Source organism: Streptomyces sp. NBC_01525, from assembly GCF_045040405.1.
Taxonomy (GTDB): Bacteria; Actinomycetota; Actinomycetes; order Streptomycetales; family Streptomycetaceae; genus Streptomyces; species Streptomyces benahoarensis.
The window spans coordinates 1,597,897-1,620,062 of record NZ_CP109397.1; the positions used below are offsets into that span (position 1 = coordinate 1,597,897).

Annotated in this window: 17 protein-coding genes and 1 pseudogene; 4 read left to right on the forward strand and 14 right to left on the reverse strand. The window is 73.2% G+C overall.

Annotated elements, in window-relative coordinates; translation table 11 throughout:
• The first annotated feature begins 202 nt into the window (after positions 1–202).
• Positions 203–1,621 (forward strand): MFS transporter, encoded by a 1,419-nt coding sequence (locus tag OG422_RS07160; protein ID WP_405741002.1) that lies wholly within the window; start codon positions 203–205, stop codon positions 1,619–1,621.
• Between the two features lie 3 nt (positions 1,622–1,624).
• On the opposite strand, the pseudogene OG422_RS07165 reads toward OG422_RS07160, so the two are convergent.
• Positions 1,625–2,494 (reverse strand): annotated as a pseudogene (locus tag OG422_RS07165) (helix-turn-helix domain-containing protein); the annotation flags it as partial.
• A 208-nt stretch (positions 2,495–2,702) separates the two neighbouring features.
• Here OG422_RS07165 and OG422_RS07170 point away from each other — a divergent pair.
• Positions 2,703–4,472 (forward strand): glycoside hydrolase family 35 protein, encoded by a 1,770-nt coding sequence (locus OG422_RS07170; RefSeq protein ID WP_405741005.1) that lies wholly within the window; start codon positions 2,703–2,705, stop codon positions 4,470–4,472.
• Between the two features lie 156 nt (positions 4,473–4,628).
• On the opposite strand, the gene OG422_RS07175 is transcribed toward OG422_RS07170, so the two are convergent.
• Positions 4,629–5,438: a trypsin-like serine protease gene (locus OG422_RS07175; protein WP_143942067.1), complete on the reverse strand. Its 810-nt coding sequence runs from the start codon at positions 5,436–5,438 to the stop codon at positions 4,629–4,631.
• A 219-nt stretch (positions 5,439–5,657) separates the two neighbouring features.
• Positions 5,658–6,398: an MBL fold metallo-hydrolase gene (locus OG422_RS07180; RefSeq protein ID WP_405741008.1), complete on the reverse strand. Its 741-nt coding sequence runs from the start codon at positions 6,396–6,398 to the stop codon at positions 5,658–5,660.
• Between the two features lie 129 nt (positions 6,399–6,527).
• Between OG422_RS07180 and OG422_RS07185 the strand changes: the two genes are divergently transcribed.
• Complete coding sequence (locus tag OG422_RS07185; protein ID WP_405741011.1) at positions 6,528–7,046, forward strand: hypothetical protein; 519 nt, start codon at positions 6,528–6,530, stop codon at positions 7,044–7,046.
• 287 nt (positions 7,047–7,333) lie between these two features.
• Positions 7,334–7,819 (forward strand): PPOX class F420-dependent oxidoreductase, encoded by a 486-nt coding sequence (locus OG422_RS07190; RefSeq protein ID WP_405741014.1) that lies wholly within the window; start codon positions 7,334–7,336, stop codon positions 7,817–7,819.
• A gap of 195 nt (positions 7,820–8,014) precedes the next feature.
• Here the strand turns inward: OG422_RS07190 and OG422_RS07195 are convergent, their stop codons facing one another.
• The 11 genes from OG422_RS07195 to OG422_RS07245 form a co-directional block, all read right to left on the reverse strand.
• The gene (locus tag OG422_RS07195; RefSeq protein ID WP_405741017.1) at positions 8,015–9,475 is read right to left on the reverse strand and encodes a glutamate synthase subunit beta; all 1,461 of its coding nucleotides are present in this window, start codon (positions 9,473–9,475) and stop codon (positions 8,015–8,017) included.
• A complete protein-coding gene (gltB, locus tag OG422_RS07200; RefSeq protein ID WP_405741020.1) occupies positions 9,468–14,129 on the reverse strand; it encodes a glutamate synthase large subunit in 4,662 nt (1,553 codons plus the stop codon). Before gltB ends, OG422_RS07195 begins: the two co-directional genes overlap by 8 nt.
• 288 nt (positions 14,130–14,417) lie before the next feature.
• Complete coding sequence (locus tag OG422_RS07205; protein ID WP_405741023.1) at positions 14,418–15,158, reverse strand: VIT1/CCC1 transporter family protein; 741 nt, start codon at positions 15,156–15,158, stop codon at positions 14,418–14,420.
• Positions 15,159–15,520: 362 nt separating this feature from the next.
• On the reverse strand, positions 15,521–16,528 hold the full coding sequence (gene lgt, locus OG422_RS07210; protein WP_405741026.1) for a prolipoprotein diacylglyceryl transferase: 1,008 nt from the start codon (positions 16,526–16,528) through the stop codon (positions 15,521–15,523).
• A 114-nt stretch (positions 16,529–16,642) separates the two neighbouring features.
• Entirely contained in the window at positions 16,643–17,452 is an 810-nt protein-coding gene (locus OG422_RS07215) for a DsbA family protein (protein ID WP_405741029.1), read from the reverse strand.
• A gap of 128 nt (positions 17,453–17,580) precedes the next feature.
• On the reverse strand, positions 17,581–18,408 hold the full coding sequence (trpA, locus tag OG422_RS07220) for a tryptophan synthase subunit alpha (RefSeq protein WP_143942059.1): 828 nt from the start codon (positions 18,406–18,408) through the stop codon (positions 17,581–17,583).
• A complete protein-coding gene (trpB, locus tag OG422_RS07225) occupies positions 18,408–19,670 on the reverse strand; it encodes a tryptophan synthase subunit beta (protein ID WP_143942058.1) in 1,263 nt (420 codons plus the stop codon). The genes trpA and trpB overlap by 1 nt, the downstream gene beginning before the upstream one ends.
• Positions 19,671–20,023: 353 nt before the next feature.
• Positions 20,024–20,326, reverse strand: a complete 303-nt coding sequence (gene trpM / locus OG422_RS07230; protein ID WP_143942057.1) for a tryptophan biosynthesis modulator TrpM — start codon at positions 20,324–20,326, stop codon at positions 20,024–20,026.
• 16 nt (positions 20,327–20,342) lie between these two features.
• A complete protein-coding gene (gene trpC / locus OG422_RS07235; protein WP_143942056.1) occupies positions 20,343–21,152 on the reverse strand; it encodes an indole-3-glycerol phosphate synthase TrpC in 810 nt (269 codons plus the stop codon).
• A gap of 143 nt (positions 21,153–21,295) precedes the next feature.
• Positions 21,296–21,760, reverse strand: a complete 465-nt coding sequence (locus OG422_RS07240) for a DUF2752 domain-containing protein (protein ID WP_405741034.1) — start codon at positions 21,758–21,760, stop codon at positions 21,296–21,298.
• A gap of 123 nt (positions 21,761–21,883) precedes the next feature.
• Positions 21,884–22,126, reverse strand: a complete 243-nt coding sequence (locus tag OG422_RS07245) for an HGxxPAAW family protein (RefSeq protein WP_143944685.1) — start codon at positions 22,124–22,126, stop codon at positions 21,884–21,886.
• Between the last annotated feature and the right edge of the window lie 40 nt (positions 22,127–22,166).

The following is a 22,166-nucleotide window of genomic DNA, read 5'->3' on the forward strand; positions in this document are numbered from 1 at the left end:
AGGTCGGTAGAACTTAAGCGCTTAGAAGCTTTGCGCTTACGGACGGGACATCCAGGACCTGTCGTCACACTCCCGTCGTCGCCCGGAGGGCGGGCAGGAGTGCGGCGACGGGGCCTGACGGCCCCCAACCGCCGCCCGCCGCGCCTCGCCCTCCCCTGCCCTGCCCCTCTCCCGCCCCACCGCGGGCCTGGAGGAATCCCGGATGAGCCTTGCCGCCTCCCCGGACCGCGAGACCGGCGCCGCCCGCGCCGCGCTCGCCGCCCGGTTCGAACGACTTCCACTGTCCCGCTGGCACGCCACCGTCCGCGTCGTCATCGGCGTGGTGACCTTCTTCGAAGCCTTCGACCAACTGCTGATCGCCTATGCGATGCCCGAACTCCGCCAGGAATGGGCGCTGTCCACCGGCGGCGCCACCCTCGTGATGACCGTCGGCTCGGTCGGCATGCTGCTCGGCGCGCTGCTCTCCGGCCGTCTCGCCGACCGCTACGGCCGGGTCACCGTCATCGCCGCGTGCATCGGCCTGTCCGGGCTGGTCTCCGCCGCCCTCGCCGCCGCCACCGGCCCCACGCCCTTCATGGCGCTCCGCTTCGTCCAGGGCCTGGCCATCGGCGGTGAGGTGCCCGTGGCCGCCACGTTCATCAGCGAGATCACCCGCAGCCTGGGCCGCGGCCGCTTCGTCCTCCTCTACGAACTGGTCTTCCCCGCCGGGCTCACCGTCGGCGCGCTCTGCGCCGCCTGGATCGTCCCGGCCCTCGGCTGGCGCTGGATGTATCTGCTCGCCGCCCTCCCCAGCCTGCTGGCGCTGCTGGTACGCCGCACCGTCCCCGAGTCACCGCGCTGGCTCGCCGACCGCGGGCGGCTGCGGGAGGCGGAGGAGACCATGGCGCTGATCGAGCGGAAGGTCGAGGCGGCGACGGGCCGCCCGCTGCCGCCGGTCACCGGCCCGGCCCCGGCGCCCGCCGGTGACGGCCCGGTCGTGCCCGCCACCCCCGCCGAACGCGCCGCCACCGGCGTCCGGGGCCTGTTCACCGGCCGCTACCGCCGCCGCACCCTCGTCCTCGCCGCCCTCTGGTTCACCGGATACTTCGTCAACTACGGCGTCACGTCCTGGCTGCCGAGCATCTACGGCAGCCGCTTCGGCCTCTCGCTCGGGGACGCGCTGCTCCACTCGACGGTCACCTCCGTCGCCGGGTTCGCCGGCTGCCTGGTCGCCGCGCTCACCGTGGACCGGATCGGCCGCCGCCGGATCTTCCCGCTCTTCCTGGGCGGCGCCGCGGCCACCCTGCTCGCCCTCGCCGCGACGGGCACCGGCTCCGCGGGCGGCGTCCTGCTGTGGACGTCACTCTCCGCGGTCTGCTTCTTCGGCTCCAACGTCTGCCTGTACCTCTACACACCGGAGCTGTACCCGACCCGGATGCGGGCGCTGGGCTGCGCCGCGGGCGGTGCGGTCAACCGGCTGGGGGTGATCGGCGGGCCCGTCGTCGTCGGCGCGGTGTACGCCGCCTCCGGTCTGCCCGTGGTGTTCGCGGTGCTCGCCGCGGTCGCCGCCGCCGGTGCGCTGGTCGCCGGGTTCTTCGCCGAGGAGACCCGCGACCGGCCGCTGGAGGAGGTCTCCCCCTGACCGCAGCACCGGCGGATCGTCCGGGTCGGGCACCGTGTCCGACCAGCCGCCCGGCACGCTGCGCCCCTGGCGTTCGCGGAAGCGGACCGGGGGCGCGCCGACCCGGCGGGTGAACAGACGGCTGAAGTACGCCGGGTCGTCGTAGCCGACCCGGCGGGCCACGGCGGCGACGGGCAGATCCGTCGCCGCCAGCAGCTCCTTGGCCCGGCCCAGCCGGATGCCCAGCAGATAGTCCTTGGGCGTGCACCCGGCGGCCCGGCGCACCGCGGCGCGCAGCGCGGCGGGCGTCATGCCGTTGCGGGCCGCGTGCCCGGCCACCGACAGCGGCGCGAAGGCGTCGCGGGCCAGCGCCCGCAGCACCGGGTCGCCGTCCGCGCCGGTACCGGCGCGGACCCGGCGCAGCGCGACGAGGAGTTCATGGACGGCGGCGGAGGTCTCCACCTCCAGGAGCGGGTTGTCGCGGCGCGCGGCGCGGGCGATCCGGCCGACGGCGGCGCGCGGCCCGACGGTGTCGGTGAGCGGCACCAGGCAGCGGTCCGCCTCGATGTAGCCCAGCTCGCGGTAGGTGGCGGCGGCCGGTCCGGTGAAGCCGACGAAACTCTCGTCCCAGCCGCTGTCGGGGTCCGCGCCGTAGTGGTGGACGACGCCCGGCAGCAGCCACAGCAGGGCGGGCGCGGTGATCTCCCGGATGCGGCCGTCGGTCCCCGCGTACCAGCCGCGCCCGGCGCTGATGACCAGCGCGACGTGGTGGTGGAGGGTGCGCGGGCCGACCGGCGGGAGCGTGCCGTGCTGGAGGCCGACGCCCAGGCAGACCAGGCCGAGGCGGTGGTGGACCGGCGTGGGCGTGAAGTAGCGCATCCAGGTGTGGTACATCTCCGGCCTCCCCGGCACCTCGGCCCTGTCGCCACACTCCCGTCCGCCTCGCGACGACAGGCCCGCGGCCCCGCTCCCGCTCCCGCGCGGCGGCCCGCCGCCGGGCGCCGCGCTCCGTCCAAACAGCGCCGATCTTTGTCCATGGACCGCCGCCCCGCCAGGGGGCGAGGGTGGGCGGCACGGACGGCGGCGACGGAGGGCGGGCGGCATGGGGGCATTCGAGGCGGCCACGTTCGCGGTGGGCGAGCGGGAGTTCCTGCTGGACGGGCGGCCGCTGCGGCTGCTGTCCGGGGCGCTGCATTACTTCCGCGTCCACGAGGCCCAGTGGGACCACCGGCTGGCGACGCTGCGCGCGCTGGGCCTGAACTGCGTGGAGACGTACGTCCCGTGGAACCTCCACGAACCGCGGCCCGGCGAGGTACGGGACGTGGACGCGCCGGGCCGGTTCCTGGACGCGGCCGGGCGGGCGGGGCTGCGGGCGATCGTGCGGCCCGGCCCGTACCTCTGCGCCGAGTGGGAGAACGGCGGGCTGCCGCACTGGCTGACCGGGCCGCTGGGCCGCCGGGTGCGGACCGCCGATCCGGCGTATCTGCGGGCGGTGGAGCGGTGGTTCACGGTGCTGCTGCCGCAGATCACCGCCCGGCAGTGCACCGTCGGCGGCCCGGTGGTGCTGGTGCAGGTGGAGAACGAGTACGGCTCCTACGGGACGGACGCCGCGTATCTGACGTGGCTGGCGGAGCTGCTCGGCGCACGGGGCGTGACGGTGCCGCTGTTCACCTCCGACGGGCCCGAGGACCACATGCTGACCGGCGGCTCGGTGGCGGGCGTGCTCGCGGCGGTGAACTTCGGCTCCGGCGCCCGGGAGGCGTTCGCCGCGCTCCGCCGCCACCGGCCGTCCGGTCCGCTGTTCTGCGCGGAGCTGTGGTGCGGCTGGTTCGCGCACTGGGGCGAGCCGCCCGCGCCGGACGATCCCGGGCGGGCGGCACGGGAGCTGCGCGCCGCCCTGGAGTGCGGGGCGTCCGTCAACCTCTACATGGCGCACGGCGGCACCAGCTTCGGCGGTCACGCGGGCGCCAACCGCGCCGGTGAGCTGCACGACGGCCCGCTCCAGCCGACCGTCACCTCCTACGACTACGCCGCGCCGATCGACGAACGCGGCCGTCCCACCGCCAAGTTCGCCCTCTTCCGCGAGGCGCTGGCCCCGTACACGGACGCCCCGCCGCCCCCGCCGCCGGCGCCCTGGCCGGTGCTGAGCACGCCGGTCGGCGTACGCCTCGACCGGTGGGCGGCGCCGGACGCGGTGCTGGACGCGCTGGGCGGCCCGGAGGTGGAGACGCCCGTCCCGGCGGCCTTCGAGGAGCTGGACGTGGACCGGGGCCTGGTCCGCTACCGACTGCGGGTACCGGGCCCCCGGCGGCCGTATCCGCTGCGGGTGCGGGGGCTGCGGGACCGGGCGGTGACGTTCGTGGACGGCGCACCGGGCCCGGAGCTGGACACCGAGGACGCGCTGCTCGGCGAGGTGCCGGGCCCGGCGGAGGTGGAGCTGTGGGTGGAGTCCCTGGGCCGGGTGAACTACGGCCCCCGGCTGGCCGAGCCCAAGGGCCTCACCGGCGGGGTGCTGCACGAACGCCAGTATCTGCACCGCGTACGGGCGCGGGGCCTGCGCCTCGACGCGTTCGAGGACGCGGCGGCGGTGGCCCGGCTGCCGTTCGGCCCGGCCCGCCCCGGGGCGCGGGGCCTGCACCGGGGCACGGTCACCGTCCCGCCCGGCGGCACCGGCGACGCCCTGCTCGAACTCCCCGGCTGGACCAGGGGTTTCGCCTGGATCGGCGGCTTCCCCCTCGGCCGCTACTGGTCGGCCGGCCCGCAGCACACCCTGTACGTACCGGGGCCGGTGCTGCGCGAGGGCCCGAACGAGGTACTGCTGCTGGAACTGGCCGGGGCGGTGGGGGCAGGGGCGCCGCGGTTGGTGCCGTGAGGGGAGGGCGGGCGACGGCAGGGCCCGGCCCCGTACGCACCCCCACGCGCACCGCCCCGGTACCGGCGGGTCGGGCCGGTACCGGGGCGGTGGGGGTGCGGCGGCGGACCCGGGGGAAGTCCGCCGCCGCGCGACGGGGAACGTGCCCCCGACGGGTCAGGCGCCCAGCTCGCCCGCGGCCTTCTGGATGTCCGCGGCGAAGGTGCTCACCTCGGAGTAGACACCGGGCTTGCCGGGACGGGCGCAGCCCTCGCCCCAGGAGACGATGCCGACCTGGAGCCACTCACCGGCGTCGTCCTTGCGGAACATCGGGCCGCCGGAGTCGCCCTGGCAGGTGTCGACGCCGCCGGTGTCGAGCTTCCCGGCGCATATCTCGTCGCCCGGGGTCAGGTCGTCGCCGTACGCCTTCTCGCAGGTGGCGTCGTCGACGAACGGCACCGTCGCCTTCAGGAGGTAGCGCTGCTGGTCGCCGCCCTCCTTGTCGGCGCCCCACCCGGCGATGGTGAAGTCACCGTTGTTGAGCTTGTCGTCCTGAGCGATCTTCAAGGTGGGCTGGTCGATCGGCTTCTCCAGCTTGATCAGCGCCCAGTCCTTGCCCTTGCCGTTGTAGCCGGGGGCCTGCAGGACCTCCTTGGACTTGACCGTGACGGCGGCCGAGTCCTCCAGGTCGACGACGCCCGCGGTGGCGGTGATGTCGGTGTTGGGGCCGCTGCCGTCGACGCAGTGCGCCGCGGTCAGCACGATGTCCTTGGCGTACAGCGCGCCGCCGCAGCCCATCGACAGCCGGACCATGAAGGGGAATTCACCCTGGTCGGCCTTGGTGCCGCCGACGACCTTGGTACCGACCGAACCGGAGCTGTCGGGGGCGGGCGATGCGAAGGCCGTGCCGGGCAGAAGGCTGAAGGCGGCCAGGGCGACGGCGCCGGCGGCGGTGGTTCTCTTGAGGTGCTTCAGGGAGCTGCGCAACGGGCTTCCTTTCGTGGGGGGTTGCACGTCGACGACGGACGCATGCCCCACCGGAGCCGGTGCGCGGCACGGCTGCGAAACGGGCAGCCTGCCGTGCGGCCTGCGGACCCAGTGGGGGATGAGTCCGTAAAGCGCTCTGTGATTATGTGAGCGGACGCTCAGCGTGACAAGAGTGCCCACCCGCCAACTCCCTTGGCCCCGGCCGCCCCAGGCGTCACGTCACCGCCAGTCGCGGTCCGGCGTCGCGGCGGCCAGGGCGGCGCGGGCGCCGTCGACCAGGGGATCTCCGTGCGGGACGCAGACGGTGTCGACGTCGTCGAGGGCGGCGAGCCTGCGGAACGACGATTCGGCCCGCTCCCGGTCGACGTTGAAGGGACCGAGGACCACCCGGCCGTCGACGGCGCCGATGAGGTCGCCGGGGAACAGCACCCGCGAGCGCAGCAGATGCAGCGCGATACCGCCCGGCGTGTGCCCGGGCACGTGCAGCACCCGCACCGGCTCGCCCCAGCCGTCGAGCGTGTCCCCCTCGCGCAGCGGGACGTCCACCCCGACGGGCTCCCGCACGGGCAGCGCCCCGCCGGGCAGCCCCGCGAAGATCTGCGCCTGGAGCGCCGCCTCGGCCGGGGTGGGCCGCGCCTGCGGTTCGGGGCGGGCGCCGGTGATGTACGGGACGTCGTCGGCACCGGCCAGCACGGTGGCGCCGGTGGCGGCGACCAGCGGCGCGGCCGAACCGACGTGGTCGATGTGGGAGTGGGTCAGCACGATCTGCCGCAGCGCGCGGGGCCCGGCGCCGAGCCGTCCGAGCGCGTCCAGGATCGCGGGGGCGGAGCCGGGCATGCCGGTGTCGACGGCGGCGAAGCCGTCGCCGGGCAGCGCGACGAGATGGACGTGCCCGACGGCGAACGGCAGCTGCCAGACGGTGTCGGCGAGTTGACGGAGTTCCGTACGGAGAGAGGTCATACCGGCGACGCTACGGACCGGGCCGCCCCCGCGAAGTGCCTTATGCCGTCGGCAGATTGTGCGGCCGGCGAACGAAGCGGAACCCGATCGGCCCCGGCTCCGTCCCATGCGTGACCCGAGGAGGCAGACATGTGGACCACCACAGCACAGCGGACCACCCGCACCCCCGCCGGGAAGAGCCGTACCGTGCGGCGCACCCTGACCGCCCTGACCGCCCTGACCGCCGCCGGTGCGGCGCTGGCCGGGTGCGGCGGAGCGAAGCAGACGGTCGGCGCCGCGCCGCCCGGCAAGCAGAACGCGTTCGAGCAGCGCGCCGACACCATCGTGCGGGACTGGCCGAAGGTCGAGCCGGTGTCCGGACACAAGGAGGCGCTGCTGCCGCTGGCCGGGGCCGACCGGCCGGGCGTCTCGGCACGGAAGGTGACGGTGACCGTCGGCCACGGCGCCTGCGACGCGAGGTACGGCGCGCATATCCGCGAGTCGGAGAAGCTGATCGTGGTGTCCGGCTGGAGCCGCAAGAAGGACGACAAGAAGATGTGCACCGCCCAACTTGCCACCGACAAGGTCACGTTGGACCTCAAGCAGCCGCTGGGCCACCGCACCCTCGTCGACGCGGCCACCGGCAAACCGCTGGCCGGTCACCGCTGAGCCACCGCCGTACCGGCCGTCCGCACGGCGCCGCGCCACTGCCCGCGGCGCCGCGGCGGACACCGGGCCGGGGCGGGGCGGCAGGGGTACCGCGGCGTGTGGGGCGCCGCGGTGCCCCGGCCGGCCCGCCCCGGCCCGTTTCCGGTGACGGCGGGGCCCGGCCACGGGGAGCACGACCGGGCCCGATGGCACGGGGCGGCCCCAGCCGTGGAGCACCGCTCCCCCACCACCCGGGCGCACCGCTCACCGCGAGCCCTGGAGCACACTCCAGCCCCTAGGCTCGCGCCATGAGTCCTTCCATCGCCCGTAACACCCGAGTCGAGCTGCCCGAGCTGCTGGAGTTCGTCCGCCCCCGGCACCGCGCGATCCTGCTGACCCGCCGCTCCGACGGCACTCCGCAGGGCTCGCCGCTGACCTGCGGCGTGGACGATTCCGGCCGGCTGGTCATGTCGACGTATCCCGAGCGCGCCAAGGTGCGCAACGCCCGCCGGGCGCCGTCGGTCAGCGTGATCGTGCTGTCCGACGAGTGGAACGGCCCGTGGGTGCAGATCGACGGTGAGGCCGAGGTGATCGACGCGCCGGAGTCCGTCGAGCCGCTGGTCGAGTACTACCGCAACATCGCCGGTGAGCACCCGGACTGGGACGAGTACCGCGAGGCCATGCGCAACCAGGGCAAATCGCTGATCCGGGTGACCCCGCGGCGCTGGGGCCCGGTCGCCACCGGCGGCTTCCCCTCCCGGCTGGTGGCCGGGGACGGCGAGGCCGCGGAGTAACGGCCTGGGAGCTGTTGCCCCAGGCCGCAGGCACGGGCCGCCCGCCCCACGCCGGGGGCGGGCGGCCCGCCATGAGACGCGCGACGCCCGCCCGCCGGTCGGGGAATCAGGCAGGCGTCGCGGTATGGGCCCCGGTACCGCTCCCGGGACCCATGCCGCCGTACGCCGTTGTACGGGACAGGAAGGGACGTACCGTCACACGGTGAGTGCGCGGTCCGTCGGCTTGACGGGTGCCGGGAGGGCGCTGGCCCCGGTGAGGAAGCGGTCCACGCCCCGGGCGGCGGAGCGGCCCTCGGCGATGGCCCACACGATGAGCGACTGGCCGCGCCCCGCGTCACCGGCGGCGTACACCCCGGGGACGTTGGTGGCGAACTCCGCATCGCGGGCGATGTTGCCGCGGGCGTCCACCTCAAGGCCGAACTGCTCGACCAGCCCGTTCTCCCGGTCGGTGCCGGTGAAGCCCATCGCGAGGGTGACCAGCTGCGCCGGGATCTTCCGCTCGGTGCCGGGCTTCTGCTCCAGCTTGCCGTCCTTGAACTCCACCTCGATCAGGTGCAGCCACTGCACGTTGCCGTCCTCGTCGCCCTCGAAGTGGGTGGTCGACACCGCGTAGACCCGCTCGCCGCCCTCCTCGTGCGCGGAGGTCACCTTGTACAGCATCGGGAAGGTCGGCCAGGGCTGGCCCGCGCTGCGCTCCTCGCCCGGTCGCGGCATGATCTCCAGCTGGGTGACGGACGCCGCGCCCTGGCGGTGGGCGGTGCCGACGCAGTCCGCGCCGGTGTCGCCGCCGCCGATGACGACGACATGCTTGCCCTCGGCGGTGATCGGGGCGACCGTCAGATCGCCCTCCTGCACCTTGTTGGCGAGCGGCAGGTACTCCATCGCGACGTGGATGCCGGTCAGCTCCCGGCCGGGCACCGGCAGGTCCCGGGAGGTGGTGGCGCCCGCGGCGATGACGACGGCGTCGTACCGCTTGCGCAGCTTCTTCGCGTCGATGTCGCGGCCGATCTCCGTCTCCGTACGGAACTTGGTGCCCTCCGCCCGCATCTGCTCGATACGGCGGTTGATGTGCCGCTTCTCCATCTTGAACTCGGGGATGCCGTACCGCAGCAGCCCGCCGATGCGGTCGGCGCGCTCGTAGACGGCGACGGTGTGGCCTGCGCGGGTCAGCTGCTGGGCGGCGGCGAGGCCCGCCGGGCCCGAGCCGATGACGGCGACGGTCTTGCCGGAGAGCCGCTCGGGCGGCTGCGGGGTGACGTCGCCGCTGTCCCACGCCTTGTCGATGATGGTGACCTCGACGTTCTTGATGGTCACGGGCTGCTGGTTGATGCCGAGCACGCACGCCGCCTCACAGGGCGCCGGGCAGAGGCGGCCGGTGAACTCCGGGAAGTTGTTGGTCGCGTGCAGCCGCTCGGACGCGGCGCTCCAGTCGTCACGCCAGGCGTAGTCGTTCCACTCGGGGATGAGGTTCCCCAGCGGGCAGCCGTTGTGGCAGAACGGGATGCCGCAGTCCATGCAGCGCGACGCCTGCTTGCTGATGAGCGGCAGCAGGGCGCCGGGCCGGTAGACCTCGTTCCAGTCCCGGACGCGCTCGCCTGTGGGACGGGCCGTGGCGACCTCGCGGTCGTGGTTGAGGAAGCCCTTCGGGTCAGCCATGGGTCGCCGCCTCCATCATCTTCTCGTGGGTCTCGGACTCGGAGAGTCCGGCCTGCTCGGCGGCGTCCTTGGCGGCGAGCACTGCCTGGTAGGTGGCCGGGACGACCTTGCTGAAGCGGGCAGCGGCGGCGTCCCAGTCGGCGAGGAGCTTCGCGGCGACGGTCGAGCCGGTCTCCTCCTGATGGCGGCGCACCACCTCGTGCAGCCACCGCGCGTCGGCGCCGTCCAGCGGACGCACCGCGTCGGCCAGTTCCTTGTTGACGTGGGCGGGGTCGAGGTCGATGACGTACGCGAACCCGCCCGACATCCCGGCGGCGAAGTTGCGGCCGGTCGCGCCGAGGACGACCGCGTTGCCGCCGGTCATGTACTCGCAGCCGTGGTCGCCGACGCCCTCGGAGACCACCGTGGCGCCGGAGTTACGGACGCAGAACCGCTCGCCGACCCGGCCGCGCAGGTACAGCTCGCCGCCGGTGGCGCCGTAGGCGAGGGTGTTGCCCGCAATGGTGGAGTACTCGGCGAGATGGTCGGCGCCGCAGTCGGGGCGGACCACGATGCGGCCGCCGGAGAGGCCCTTGCCGACGTAGTCGTTGGCGTCGCCCTCCAGCCGCAGTGTGATGCCGCGCGGCAGGAACGCGCCGAAGGACTGCCCGGCGGAGCCGGTGAAGGTGAGGTCGATGGTGTCGTCGGGCAGCCCGGCGCCGCCGAACTTCTTGGTGACCTCGTGGCCGAGCATGGTGCCGACGGTGCGGTTGATGTTGCGGATCGCGACCTGGGCGCGCACCGGCTGCGCGTCCTCGGCGGTGTCCGCGGACAGCGCATCGGCGGCGAGCCGGATCAGCTCGTTGTCCAGCGCCTTCGCCAGACCGTGGTCCTGGACGGTGGCCTGGTGGCGGACGGCGCCCTCGGGCAGTTCGGGGACGTACAGCAGCGGGGCGAGGTCGAGGCCCTGGGCCTTCCAGTGGTCCACCGCCCGCGTGGTGTCGAGGAGTTCGGCGTGGCCGATGGCCTCGTCGAGGGTGCGGAAGCCCAGCTCGGCGAGGAGTTCGCGGACCTCCTCGGCGATGAACTCGAAGAAGTTGACGACGTGTTCGGCCTTGCCGCTGAACCGCTCGCGCAGCACCGGGTTCTGGGTGGCGATGCCGACCGGGCAGGTGTCGAGGTGGCAGACGCGCATCATGACGCAGCCGGAGACGACCAGCGGCGCGGTCGCGAAGCCGAACTCCTCGGCGCCCAGCAGCGCCGCGATGATCACGTCGCGGCCGGTCTTCAGCTGCCCGTCGGTCTGCACCACGATCCGGTCGCGCAACCCGTTGAGCAGCAGCGTCTGCTGGGCCTCGGCGAGCCCCAGCTCCCAGGGGCCACCGGCGTGCTTGAGGGAGGTGAGCGGCGAGGCGCCCGTACCGCCGTCGTGGCCGGAGATGAGGACGACGTCCGCGTGCGCCTTGGAGACACCTGCGGCGACGGTGCCGACGCCGACCTCGGAGACCAGCTTCACGTGGATACGCGCGGCCGGGTTGGCGTTCTTGAGGTCGTGGATCAGCTGCGCCAGATCCTCGATGGAGTAGATGTCGTGGTGCGGCGGCGGCGAGATCAGGCCGACGCCGGGCGTCGAGTGCCGGGTCTTCGCCACCCACGGGTAGACCTTGTGGCCGGGCAGCTGACCGCCCTCACCGGGCTTGGCGCCCTGGGCCATCTTGATCTGGATGTCGTCGGCGTTGACGAGGTATTCGCTGGTCACGCCGAAGCGGCCGGAGGCGACCTGCTTGATGGACGAGCGGCGCGCCGGGTCGTACAGCCGCTCCGGGTCCTCGCCGCCCTCACCGGTGTTGGACTTGCCGCCGAGCTGGTTCATGGCGATGGCCAGCGTCTCGTGCGCCTCCTGGGAGATGGAGCCGTACGACATGGCGCCCGTGGAGAACCGCTTGACCAGGGAGGACGCCGGTTCGACCGCATCGATCGGCACCGCCGGGCGGTCCGCCTTGATGCCGAAGAGGCCGCGCAGCGTCATCAGCCGCTCGGACTGTTCGTTCACCCGGTCCGTGTACTGCTTGAAGATGTCGTACCGGCGGGCGCGGGTGGAGTGCTGGAGCCGGAAGACGGTGTCCGGGTCGAAGAGGTGCGGTTCGCCCTCGCGGCGCCACTGGTACTCGCCGCCGATCTCCAGCGCGCGGTGGCTGGCGGCGATGCCGGACGCCGGGTACGCCTTGGCGTGCCGGGCGGCGACCTCCTCGGCGACGATGTCCAGGCCCGCGCCGCCGATCTTGGTGGCGGTGCCGTGGAAGTAGGTGTCGACGAACGCGTCGTTCAGGCCGACGGCCTCGAAGACCTGCGCGCCGCGGTAGGAGGCGACGGTCGAGATGCCCATCTTGGACATGACCTTCAGGACGCCCTTGCCGAGCGCCTTGATGAGGTTGCGGATGGCGGCCTCGGGGTCGGTGCCCGCGGGCAGGAAGGTCCCGGCGCGGACCAGGTCCTCGACGGACTCCATCGCCAGGTACGGGTTGACCGCGGCGGCGCCGTAGCCGATCAGCAGCGCGACATGGTGCACCTCGCGGACGTCACCGGCCTCGACGAGCAGGCCCACCTGGGTGCGCTGCTTCGTCCGGATGAGGTGGTGGTGGACGGCGGAGGTGAGCAGCAGCGACGGGATCGGGGCGTGCTCGGCGTCGGAGTGCCGGTCGGAGAGGACGATCAGCCGGGCCCCGGCCTCGATGGCCGCGGCGGCCTCCGCACAGATCTCCGCCAGGCGCGCGGCGAGGGCCTCGCCACCGCCGCCGACGCGGTAGAGACCGGAGAGCGTCACGGCCTTCATGCCGGGCATGTCGCCGTCGGCGTTGATGTGGATGAGCTTGGCCAGCTCGTCGTTGTCGATCACCGGGAACGGCAGGATGACGCTGCGGCAGGACTCCGCGGTCGGCTCCAGGAGGTTGCCCTGCGGACCGAGCGAGGAGATCAGCGAGGTGACCAGCTCCTCGCGGATGGCGTCCAGCGGCGGGTTGGTGACCTGCGCGAACAGCTGGGTGAAGTAGTCGAAGAGCAGCCGCGGACGGGCCGAGAGCGCGGCGATCGGCGAGTCGGTGCCCATCGAACCGATCGGCTCGGCACCGGAGTTCGCCATCGGCGCGAGCAGGACCCGCAGCTCCTCCTCGGTGTAGCCGAAGGTCTGCTGGCGGCGGGTGACCGAGGCGTGGGTGTGCACGATGTGCTCGCGCTCGGGCAGGTCGGCGAGGTCGATCAGGCCCTCGTCCAGCCACTGCTGGTACGGGTGGGCCCCGGCCAGCTCCGCCTTGATCTCGTCGTCCTCGATGATGCGGTGCTCGGCGGTGTCGACGAGGAACATCCGGCCCGGCTGGAGGCGGCCCTTGCGGACGACCTTGGCGGGGTCGATGTCGAGGACGCCGACCTCGGAGGAGAGCACGACCAGACCGTCGTCGGTGACCCAGTAGCGGCCGGGGCGCAGCCCGTTGCGGTCGAGGACCGCGCCGACCTGCGTGCCGTCGGTGAAGGTGACACACGCCGGGCCGTCCCAGGGCTCCATCATCGTGGAGTGGTACCGGTAGAACGCGCGGCGGGCCGGGTCCATCGACGGGGAGTTCTCCCACGCCTCCGGGACCATCATCAGCACCGCGTGCGGCAGCGACCGGCCGCCGAGGTGCAGCATCTCCAGGACCTCGTCGAAGGAGGCGGAGTCGGAGGCGTCCGGTGTGCAGACCGGGAAGAGCCGGTCTGTGTCCAGGTCGCCGAAGAGCCGCGAGGCGAGCTGCGATTCGCGGGCCCGCATCCAGTTGCGGTTGCCCTTGACCGTGTTGATCTCACCGTTGTGCGCGACGAAGCGGTACGGGTGGGCCAGCGGCCAGCTCGGGAAGGTGTTGGTGGAGAACCGCGAGTGGACCAGGGCGATGGCCGATGCGAAGCGGCGGTCGGAGAGGTCCGGGAAGAACGGCTCCAGCTGCCCGGTGGTGAGCATCCCCTTGTAGACGAGGGTGCGGGCGGAGAGCGACGGGAAGTAGACCCCGGCTTCCCGCTCGGCGCGCTTGCGCAGCGCGAACGCCTTGCGGTCCAGCGCCAGCCCGGTGCTCGTCCCGTCCGTCACGCTGTGCTTGCTCGAAATGCTGTGCTTGCTCGTAACGCTGTGCTTGCTCGTAACGAAGAGCTGGGAGAAGGCCGGCATGGTGGCGCGGGCGCCGTTGCCGAGAAGTTCGGGGGCGACGGGGACGACGCGCCAGCCGAGGACCGTCAGGCCCTCCTCATCGGCGATCGTCTCGATCTGCGAGACGGCGTCGGCCGCCTGCTGGGCATCGGCGGGCAGGAAGGCGATGCCGACGGCGTATCCGCCGGCCTCGGGGAGGTCGAAGGTGACCTCCTCGCGCAGGAACGCGTCCGGCACCTGGAGGAGGATGCCCGCGCCGTCGCCGGAATCGGGCTCGGAGCCGGTGGCACCGCGGTGCTCCAGGTTGGTCAGCACCGTGAGCGCCTGCTCGACCAGCGCGTGAGCGGCCTCGCCGGTGAGGGTGGCCACGAAGCCGACACCGCAGGCGTCGTGCTCGTTGCGCGGGTCGTACATCCCCTGCGGGGCGGGGCGCCCGTCCATGGGCGACCAGGCGGCGCGGGTGGCACCGGTGGTGGTCGCGGAGTGCGTGGACGCGGAACGCATCGGCTCTCCCAACGTCGTCGTGGCATAGGAACTGCCGAGGGACGACGTTGGCCCTCCGCGAAATTTCGTGCAGATTACAGGATGGCTCGCTTCTCAGGAAGCGAATAGAGCCTTCCAACATGCGGACACCGTGACTGCGGTGTGAGGTCGCGGACGGACAACCCGGTCCGGAAACGGGGCGCCCACCGAGCGACATTGCCCGTGTGGCGCCCCGGCCTTATGCCCGGCGGTCAGCAACATGAAACCGCCGGGTAACTCAACAATGATGCGAGCCCCTGTAGAGGAGCATCACCCTATGACGGTTCCGAACAACGTCCCCAGGATGTACGTCACACCCGCGGCCGCGCCACCGAGGAGCAGCTGCCGCACCCCGCTGAACCACCACGAGCGGGCCGTCACCCGCGCCACGACCGCGCCGCACGCGAAGAGTCCGAGCAGCGCCAGCATCACCGCGGGCCACAGCGCGGAAGCGCCCAACAGGTACGGAAGTACGGGCAGCAGCGCGCCCAGCGCAAAGGATCCGAAGGAGGAAACCGCTGCCACGGTGGGCGACGGAAGGTCGGACGGATCTATGCCCAGCTCCTCACGGGCATGGATCTCCAACGCCTGCTCGGGGTCGCGGGAGAGCTGTTCGGCGACCTTCCGGGCCAGCTCCGGCTCCACCCCGCGCGAGACGTAGAGGGCCGCCAGTTCGTCCCGTTCGTCCGTCGGATGCTTGCGCAGCTCGGCCCGTTCGATGTCCAGCTCGGCGAGGACCAGTTCGCGCTGGGAGGCGACCGAGGTGTACTCGCCGGCGGCCATCGAGAAGGCACCGGCGGCCAGTCCGGCCAGCCCGGTGATGATGATCGTCTGCTGGGAGACCGCGCCACCGGCGACGCCGGTCATCAGCGCGAGGTTCGAGACCAGCCCGTCCATGGCGCCGAAGACGGCGGGGCGCAGCCAGCCGCCGTTGACGTCGCGGTGGGTGTGGTTGTCGCGGTGGGCGACGTGGGTGGGCGCCGAAGCATCCATGACATCGGTGACGGACATAGGGACCTACTCCCTTCGGCGAGGTGTGGGCCGCTGTTCGGCACTTTCCCCTCCAACACCTCGAAACTAGGCGTGACGCCCCCTCCACCGCTAGCAAGGAAGGCCGAACTTACCTCTCTGACCTGCGGTTTCTCCCGACCGCCCGCCATGAGATCCCGCTCACAGGCAGCCACGGCGAGCCGGTCCGACGGGCGCGCTGAGCCGTTCGGGTGAGCGCGGGCCGGACGGCGGCGCGGGGCCGCCGGGCGCGGGCGCTGCGCCTGTGCCGTGGGCGCATACGACACCGCGCCGGGCGGAACCCGTAACGGGTCCGCCCGGCGCGGTGGAGGGATACGGCCGCCGCCCGGGGCGACGGCACGGTCTCAGGTCTTCTTGCCGCCGCTCCCGGCGGTCTTCGTCTCGCCGTCGGCGCGCTTCTCCTTCGCGCCCCCGGCATCGGACTCCGCGTCCTTCTCGGCCTCGGCCTCGGGCTCCGCCTCCGCGGACCCGGCCGCCGACGCCTGCGCGCCCTCCGGCTCGCCGTCCGCGTCCCCACCGGCCAGGGTCTCCTGGGCGCCCGGTTCGACGACCTCCTCGCGGCCCGGTACCCGCCGCGCGGAAATGATGATGTAGACGACGGCGAGGACCAGGCCGATCAGCGCGGTCCAGACGTTCAGCCGCAGGCCGAGGATGTGGTGCGCCTCGTCGACCCGCATCTCCTCGATCCACGCTCGGCCCGCGCAGTACGCCGCGACATACAGCGCGAAGGCACGGCCGTGGCCGAGGCGGAAGCGCTTGTCGGCCCAGATCACCAGCGCGGCGACGCCCAGGCACCACAGGCACTCGTAGAGGAACGTCGGGTGGTACGTGCCGCCGATGCGGCCGATCGCCGGGTCGTCGCTGATCTTCAGCGCCCACGGCACATCGGTCGGACGGCCGTACAGCTCCTGGTTGAACCAGTTGCCCCAGCGGCCGACGGCCTGGCCGATGGCGAGACCGGGGGCGAGCGCATCGCAGTAGGCGGGCAGCGGGATGCCGCGGCGGCGGCAGCCGATCCACGCGCCGACCGCGCCGAGCGCCACCGCGCCCCAGATGCCGAGACCCCCCTCCCACACCTTGAAGGCGTCGAGCGGATGGCCGTCCTTGCCGAAGTACGGCTCGTACGTCGTGATGACGTGGTAGAGCCGTCCACCGACGAGGCCGAAGGGCACCGCCCAGACGGCGATGTCCGCCACCGTGCCGGAACGGCCACCGCGCTGCACCCAGCGCTTGTTGCCGAGCCAGACGCCCAGGAAGACACCGATGATGATGCAGAACGCGTAGCCCCGGAGCGGGATCGGGCCGAGATGCACGACGCCGACCGACGGGCTGGGAATGAATGCGAGGTCCATGGCAGTCACGACGCTACCCCGCCGGGCGGGGTCGGCGGCAACCCGCCCGGCAACGGCTGCGTAACGAGGCCGTCACAGCGCCGGGACCGTTCCGGGCGGGCGTGGGCCGCGCGGTCAGTGCGGAGGCGTGGCGGGCTTGGCCGGTGGCTTGCCCTTGTTGGCGTCGAGCACCATCTTCTTGAAGTCCGCGGGCGTGAACTGCCCGTTCTTCTCCTTTGCCAGATCCTTGCCGTTGAGCAGCACGGTCGGGGTGCCGCGGAACCCGGACTTGGTGAACGCGTCGTTGGACCGCCGGACGAAATCGTTGTACGTACCGGACTCGACGCAGTGCGTGAACGCGTCGCCGGCCAGCCCCGGGACCTTGCCCGCGAGCTGGATCAGCTTCTTCTTGTCGGCGAACGCGTCCTGCTGCTCGGGCGGCTGATTGCTGTAGAGCACGTCGTGGTACGCGCGGAAATGACCGGCGTGCTGGGCGCAGAGCGCGGCGTTGGCGGCGTTGAGGGAGCCGGTGCCGCCCCCATTGCCGTCGATGATCGTGACGAGGTGGTACTCGCTCTTGAGATGCCCGGCGTCCTCCAGCTCATGGATGACCGGGCGGAAGCCGGTCTCGAACTGCTGGCAGGCGGGGCAGCGGAAGTCCTCCCAGACCGTCAGGGTGGAGGGGGCGCCGGGCGCGCCGACCGGCACCGCGGGCTTGTCGCCGCCGCGCGCGCCCTTCGGGACGGCCAGCGGCTTGGCGCTCTCCTCGTCCCCGCCGGAGTGGGAGGCCCAGACGGCGATGCCGCCGGCCACCGCCAGGACCAGGACCACCGCTCCGGCGACGATCGCCTGGCGGTTGCGCCGGGCCCGGGCCTTCTCCGTCTCACGCTGTGCCTTCAGCCGCTCACGGGCGTTGCTCTTACCGTCATGGTTCTTCTGGCTCACCCCAGGAAAACGAAGCGGAGGGGCGCTGCCGCACCCCTCCGCACCGATGTTCGCCCTATCGGGGGACGGAACCCGCCGCGCCGCACACACATACCCCGCAGCCCGCCCGGCCCCGGCCGACGGCGGCGTCAGGAGCGCTTGCGCACCCCGGCGGCCAGCTCCCCGGCCAGCGTCCGGACCCCGGCGAGCCCGGCCTCCAGGTCGTCCTCGTCGGCCAGCATCCGCTGCACGAACGCCGAGCCGACGATGACGCCGTCGGCGAACTGCGCGACCTCCGCGGCCTGTTCGGGGTTGGAGACCCCGAGGCCGACGCAGACCGGCAGATCGGTGGTGGCGCGGGTGCGGCGGACCAGCTCCTGCGCCTCGTGGCCGACCGACTCGCGGGTGCCGGTGACGCCCATCAGCGACGCCGCGTAGACGAAGCCGCTGCCCGCCGCGGTGATCTCGGCGAGGCGGGCGTCCCGGCTGCTGGGCGCGACGACGAAGACGGTCGCCAGGCCGTGCTTCCCGGCGGCCGCGCGCCACTCCGCGGCCTCCTGGACCGGCAGGTCCGGCAGGATGCACCCGGCGCCGCCTGCGGCGGCCAGCTCGGCGGCGAACCGCTCGACGCCGTAGCGGTAGACCGGGTTCCAGTACGTCATGCAGAGCACCGGCGCGCCGGTGGCGGCGTGTGCCTCGCCGACCGTGCGGATCACATCGGTGATCCGCACACCGCCGCGCAACGCGATGTCGTCCGCGGTCTGGATGACCGGCCCGTCGAGGACCGGGTCGCTGTGCGGCAGGCCCACCTCGACGATGTCGCAGCCGCCCTCCAGCATCGCGGTCGCCGCCCGGATGCCGCCGTCCACGGTCGGGAAACCGGCGGGAAGGTAGCCGACCAGCGCGGCGCGGTTCTCCTCGCGCGCCGTCGCCAGCACCGAGTCCAGCAGGGCGATGTTGCCCGTCGTCCCCGTCATCACTTCTCCCCCTCGCCCGCGGTGGCGCGGTCGCCTGCGTTGTCGTACAGCCCGAAGTAGCGGGCCGCGGTGTCCATGTCCTTGTCGCCCCGGCCCGAGAGGTTGACCAGCAGCAGGCCGTCGGGGCCCAGCTCGCGGCCCAGCTCCAGGGCTCCGGCCAGCGCGTGCGCGCTCTCGATGGCCGGGATGATGCCCTCGGTGCGCGACAGCAGCCGCAGCGCCTGCATCGCCGCGTCATCGGTGACCGCGCGGTACTCGGCCCGGCCGCTGTCCTTGAGGTACGAGTGCTCCGGACCGATGCCCGGGTAGTCAAGCCCCGCGGAGATCGAGTACGGCTCGGTGATCTGCCCGTCCTCGTCCTGGAGGACGTACGACCGCGAGCCGTGCAGGATGCCCGGGGTGCCCTCGGTGAGGGTCGCGGCGTGCTCGCCGGTGGCGATGCCGTGGCCGCCGGGCTCGCAGCCGACCAGCCGCACGCTCGCGTCGGGGAGGAAGGCGTGGAAGAGGCCGATGGCGTTGGAGCCGCCGCCGACGCAGGCGACCGCCGCATCGGGCAGCCGCCCGGCCCGCTCCACGATCTGCCGCCGCGCCTCGACGCCGATGATGCGGTGGAAGTCGCGGACGAGAGCCGGGAAGGGGTGCGGGCCCGCGACCGTGCCGAAGAGGTAGTGGGTGCGATCGACGTTGGCGACCCAGTCACGGAACGCCTCGTTGATGGCGTCCTTCAGGGTGCGGCTGCCGGACGTCACGGCGATGACCTCGGCGCCGAGCATCCGCATCCGGGCGACGTTCAGCGCCTGCCGCTCGGTGTCGATCTCGCCCATGTAGATGGTGCATTCGAGGCCGAAGAGGGCGCAGGCGGTGGCGGTGGCGACGCCGTGCTGACCGGCGCCGGTCTCCGCGATGACGCGGGGCTTGCCCATGCGCTTGGTGAGCAGCGCCTGGCCCAGCACATTGTTGATCTTGTGGGAACCGGTGTGGTTGAGGTCCTCACGCTTGAGGAACACCCGGGCGCCACCGGCGTGTTCGGCGAACCGCGCCACCTCGGTGAGGGCGCTGGGACGGCCCGTGTAATTGACCATCAGTTCGTTCAGCTCGGCCGCGAACGCCGGGTCGGCCTTGGCCTTCTCGTACTCGGCGGCCACCTCGTCGACCGCGGCGACCAGCGCCTCGGGGATGAACTTGCCGCCGAAGGCACCGAAGTAGCCCGAGGGGCCGGGAACCAGCCCCTCGGGGTCGGGCACGAAGAATTCGGAGGACATCTGACGCACTCCTCTGCCGGGGCCCTCGCCCCGGACAACTGGGTCTGTCGGAAAGATTGAGAAGAGATGGGAAGGGTGTGGAGAAGCAAAAGGGGGCATGCGCCGCCCGCGCGGGCGTTGCGCGGGGCGCGGTACGCCGACGGATCCGGCCGCCGGTGACTCCCGGTCGCCGTACGGCCTTGGGACGTCCGCCGGGCCGTGGAAGCGCCGCGCCGTGCCTAACGAGCAACCGGCCCGCAAGGGCACCGGCTGTACGCATCCGGACCGATGATCCGGTCGCGGCCACCCGCCGGGCGGCGTTCCGGCAGACCGGAGCGGCGTACCGCCACACCGACCGCCGGGGCGCGCACGCGTCAGCGCACGGGCCCCCGGCGCCATCGCATGCCGTTGGTCTGGCCGGGCTCGGAGCCGATGTGGTACCTGACCCGGCGGCCGTGCACCCGGCGGGCCGGCGCCCGGCAGCCCCGGTGCCAGGGCGGCAGCGCGCAGCGGACCGCCGCGCGCCGCGCGGTACGGCGGGCCCGGGGCGTCAGGGAAAGGGCGGGGCCGTGGCCGGGCAGGCCGTCCGACGCGCACCCGGCGTGCGCACCGGCGGGCACGCCGAACGCGCCCGGGGACGTGTCCCGGGCGGTGCGGTGGCTGCCGGTGGCGGTCATGGGGTCGCGTCCGTCCTCAGGCCCGGCCGTGCCGGATCGCGGGGTGGGAGCCGGCCGCGACCAGATCGGCGACGGCGGTGCGCGGGTCCTTGCCGGTGACCAGCGACTCACCCACGAGGACGGCGTCCGCACCGTCGTTGGCATACGCGATCAGGTCGTGCGGGCCGCGCACGCCCGACTCGGCGATCTTGACGATGTGGTCGGGGATCTCGGGGGCGATCCGGGCGAAGTTGCCGCGGTCGACCTCCAGGGTCTTGAGGTTGCGCGCGTTCACGCCGATGATCTTGGCCCCGGCGTCGACCGCGCGGGCGGCCTCCTCCTCGTCGTGCGCCTCGACCAGCGGCGTCAGGCCGATCGACTCGGCCCGCTCGATGAGCGAGACCAGCGCCTCCTGCTCCAGCGCGGCGACGATCAGCAGCGCGAGGTCGGCGCCGTACGCACGGGCCTCCCACAGCTGGTAGGCGGTGACGATGAAGTCCTTGCGCAGCACCGGGATGTCCACGCGGGCGCGGACCGCTTCGAGGTCGGCGAGCGAACCGCCGAACTTGCGCTGTTCGGTGAGGACAGAGATGACAGCGGCGCCGCCCGCCTCGTAGTCGGCGGCGAGGCCCGCCGGGTCGGCGATGGCGGCGAGCGCGCCCTTGGAGGGGCTGGAGCGCTTGACCTCGCAGATGACCGTCACGCTCTCGCCCTTGAGGGCGGCGACGCCGTCCTTGGCCGGGCGGGCGGCGCGGGCGCGCTCCTTCAGCTCGTCGAGGCTGACGCGCGCCTGTCGCTCGGCGAGGTCGGCGCGGACTCCGTCGATGATCTCGTCGAGCACACTCACGCGAGCGGCCTCCTTCTGAAGCGGTGGAGGGTACGGGCGCCGGGCGGCACTCACCGTAGGCACTCCCTATGGTATCCGGCCGCGACCGCAGGTCCCGCACCCGGCCGTCGGTAGTCCCCTCACCTGGACACCCGCTGGCCGGGTCAGGGCCGCAGGAAAGCGCCGAAGGGGAGGTTGCGGACGAGGGTGAAGAGGGCCAGCGCGGCGGCCAGCGCCCACCAGTGGACGGGGCGCGGGCGCGGCCCGGCGATCGGCAGCCCGCGCGCCGCGCGCACCGTCCAGACCGCCCAGAACACCGCGCAGACGGCGTACGCGAGGACCGCCACGGCGTTGGCGCCGAGCGCGGCGGGCAACTCGCCGTGAGCGACCGCGTGGGCGCTGCGCAGACCGCCGCAGGCCGGGCAGAAGAGGCCGGTCAGATGCAGCAGCGGGCAGACCGGGTAATGGCCGGGGTGGTTCGGGTCGACCGCGCCGACGTAGCCGAAGGCGGCGGCCGCGGCGGCGGCCGTGCCCAGCGGGGCGGCGAGGCGGCGCAGCGGACCCCGGCGGGCGGCGGGCGCCCCGGGGCGCGGGGCGGCGGGCCGGGGCGGGGCCACGGGTGCGTTCACCCCGCCGATTGTTCCGGGGCACGCACGAAGGCGCCGCTTCCCGGGCTCCGTACGGGGTACGGAGCCCGGGAAGCGGCGCCTTCGAAGGGTGCGGGAGTGGCGCCGGGATCCGGCGCCACGGGGTCAGCCCTCCTGGGGCTGGACCACGGCGGCGACAGGGGCGGCCGAGCGCTTGGGCTCCGAGCCGAGACCGGCGAGGCGCATCAGACCGCCGACGACCGCGCCGAGAACGGTGAGGACGATGCCGGCCCAGAACCCGGGCACGTTCGCCAGCACCATGAAGGCGCCCGCGACGCAGAAGCCGATGAACGAGATGATGACGCCGGTCCAGGCGGCGGGGGTGTGTCCGTGGCCACTGCTCGACATGAATGCTCCTCGTAGCTCTGTCGCGCCGGATCGGGGCGCG

What these genes read in the sequence shown, in the direction of transcription:
- OG422_RS07160 (WP_405741002.1), top strand. Translation starts at nt 203, where the DNA reads ATGAGCCTTGCCGCCTCCCCGGACCGCGAGACCGGCGCCGCCCGCGCC.
- OG422_RS07170 (WP_405741005.1), top strand. Translation starts at nt 2,703, where the DNA reads ATGGGGGCATTCGAGGCGGCCACGTTCGCGGTGGGCGAGCGGGAGTTC.
- OG422_RS07180 (WP_405741008.1), bottom strand. Translation starts at nt 6,398, where the DNA reads ATGACCTCTCTCCGTACGGAACTCCGTCAACTCGCCGACACCGTCTGG.
- OG422_RS07185 (WP_405741011.1), top strand. Translation starts at nt 6,528, where the DNA reads ATGTGGACCACCACAGCACAGCGGACCACCCGCACCCCCGCCGGGAAG.
- OG422_RS07190 (WP_405741014.1), top strand. Translation starts at nt 7,334, where the DNA reads ATGAGTCCTTCCATCGCCCGTAACACCCGAGTCGAGCTGCCCGAGCTG.
- OG422_RS07195 (WP_405741017.1), bottom strand. Translation starts at nt 9,475, where the DNA reads ATGGCTGACCCGAAGGGCTTCCTCAACCACGACCGCGAGGTCGCCACG.
- gltB (WP_405741020.1), bottom strand. Translation starts at nt 14,129, where the DNA reads ATGCGTTCCGCGTCCACGCACTCCGCGACCACCACCGGTGCCACCCGC.
- OG422_RS07205 (WP_405741023.1), bottom strand. Translation starts at nt 15,158, where the DNA reads ATGTCCGTCACCGATGTCATGGATGCTTCGGCGCCCACCCACGTCGCC.
- lgt (WP_405741026.1), bottom strand. Translation starts at nt 16,528, where the DNA reads ATGGACCTCGCATTCATTCCCAGCCCGTCGGTCGGCGTCGTGCATCTC.
- trpA (WP_143942059.1), bottom strand. Translation starts at nt 18,408, where the DNA reads ATGACGGGGACGACGGGCAACATCGCCCTGCTGGACTCGGTGCTGGCG.
- trpB (WP_143942058.1), bottom strand. Translation starts at nt 19,670, where the DNA reads ATGTCCTCCGAATTCTTCGTGCCCGACCCCGAGGGGCTGGTTCCCGGC.
- trpM (WP_143942057.1), bottom strand. Translation starts at nt 20,326, where the DNA reads ATGACCGCCACCGGCAGCCACCGCACCGCCCGGGACACGTCCCCGGGC.
- OG422_RS07245 (WP_143944685.1), bottom strand. Translation starts at nt 22,126, where the DNA reads ATGTCGAGCAGTGGCCACGGACACACCCCCGCCGCCTGGACCGGCGTC.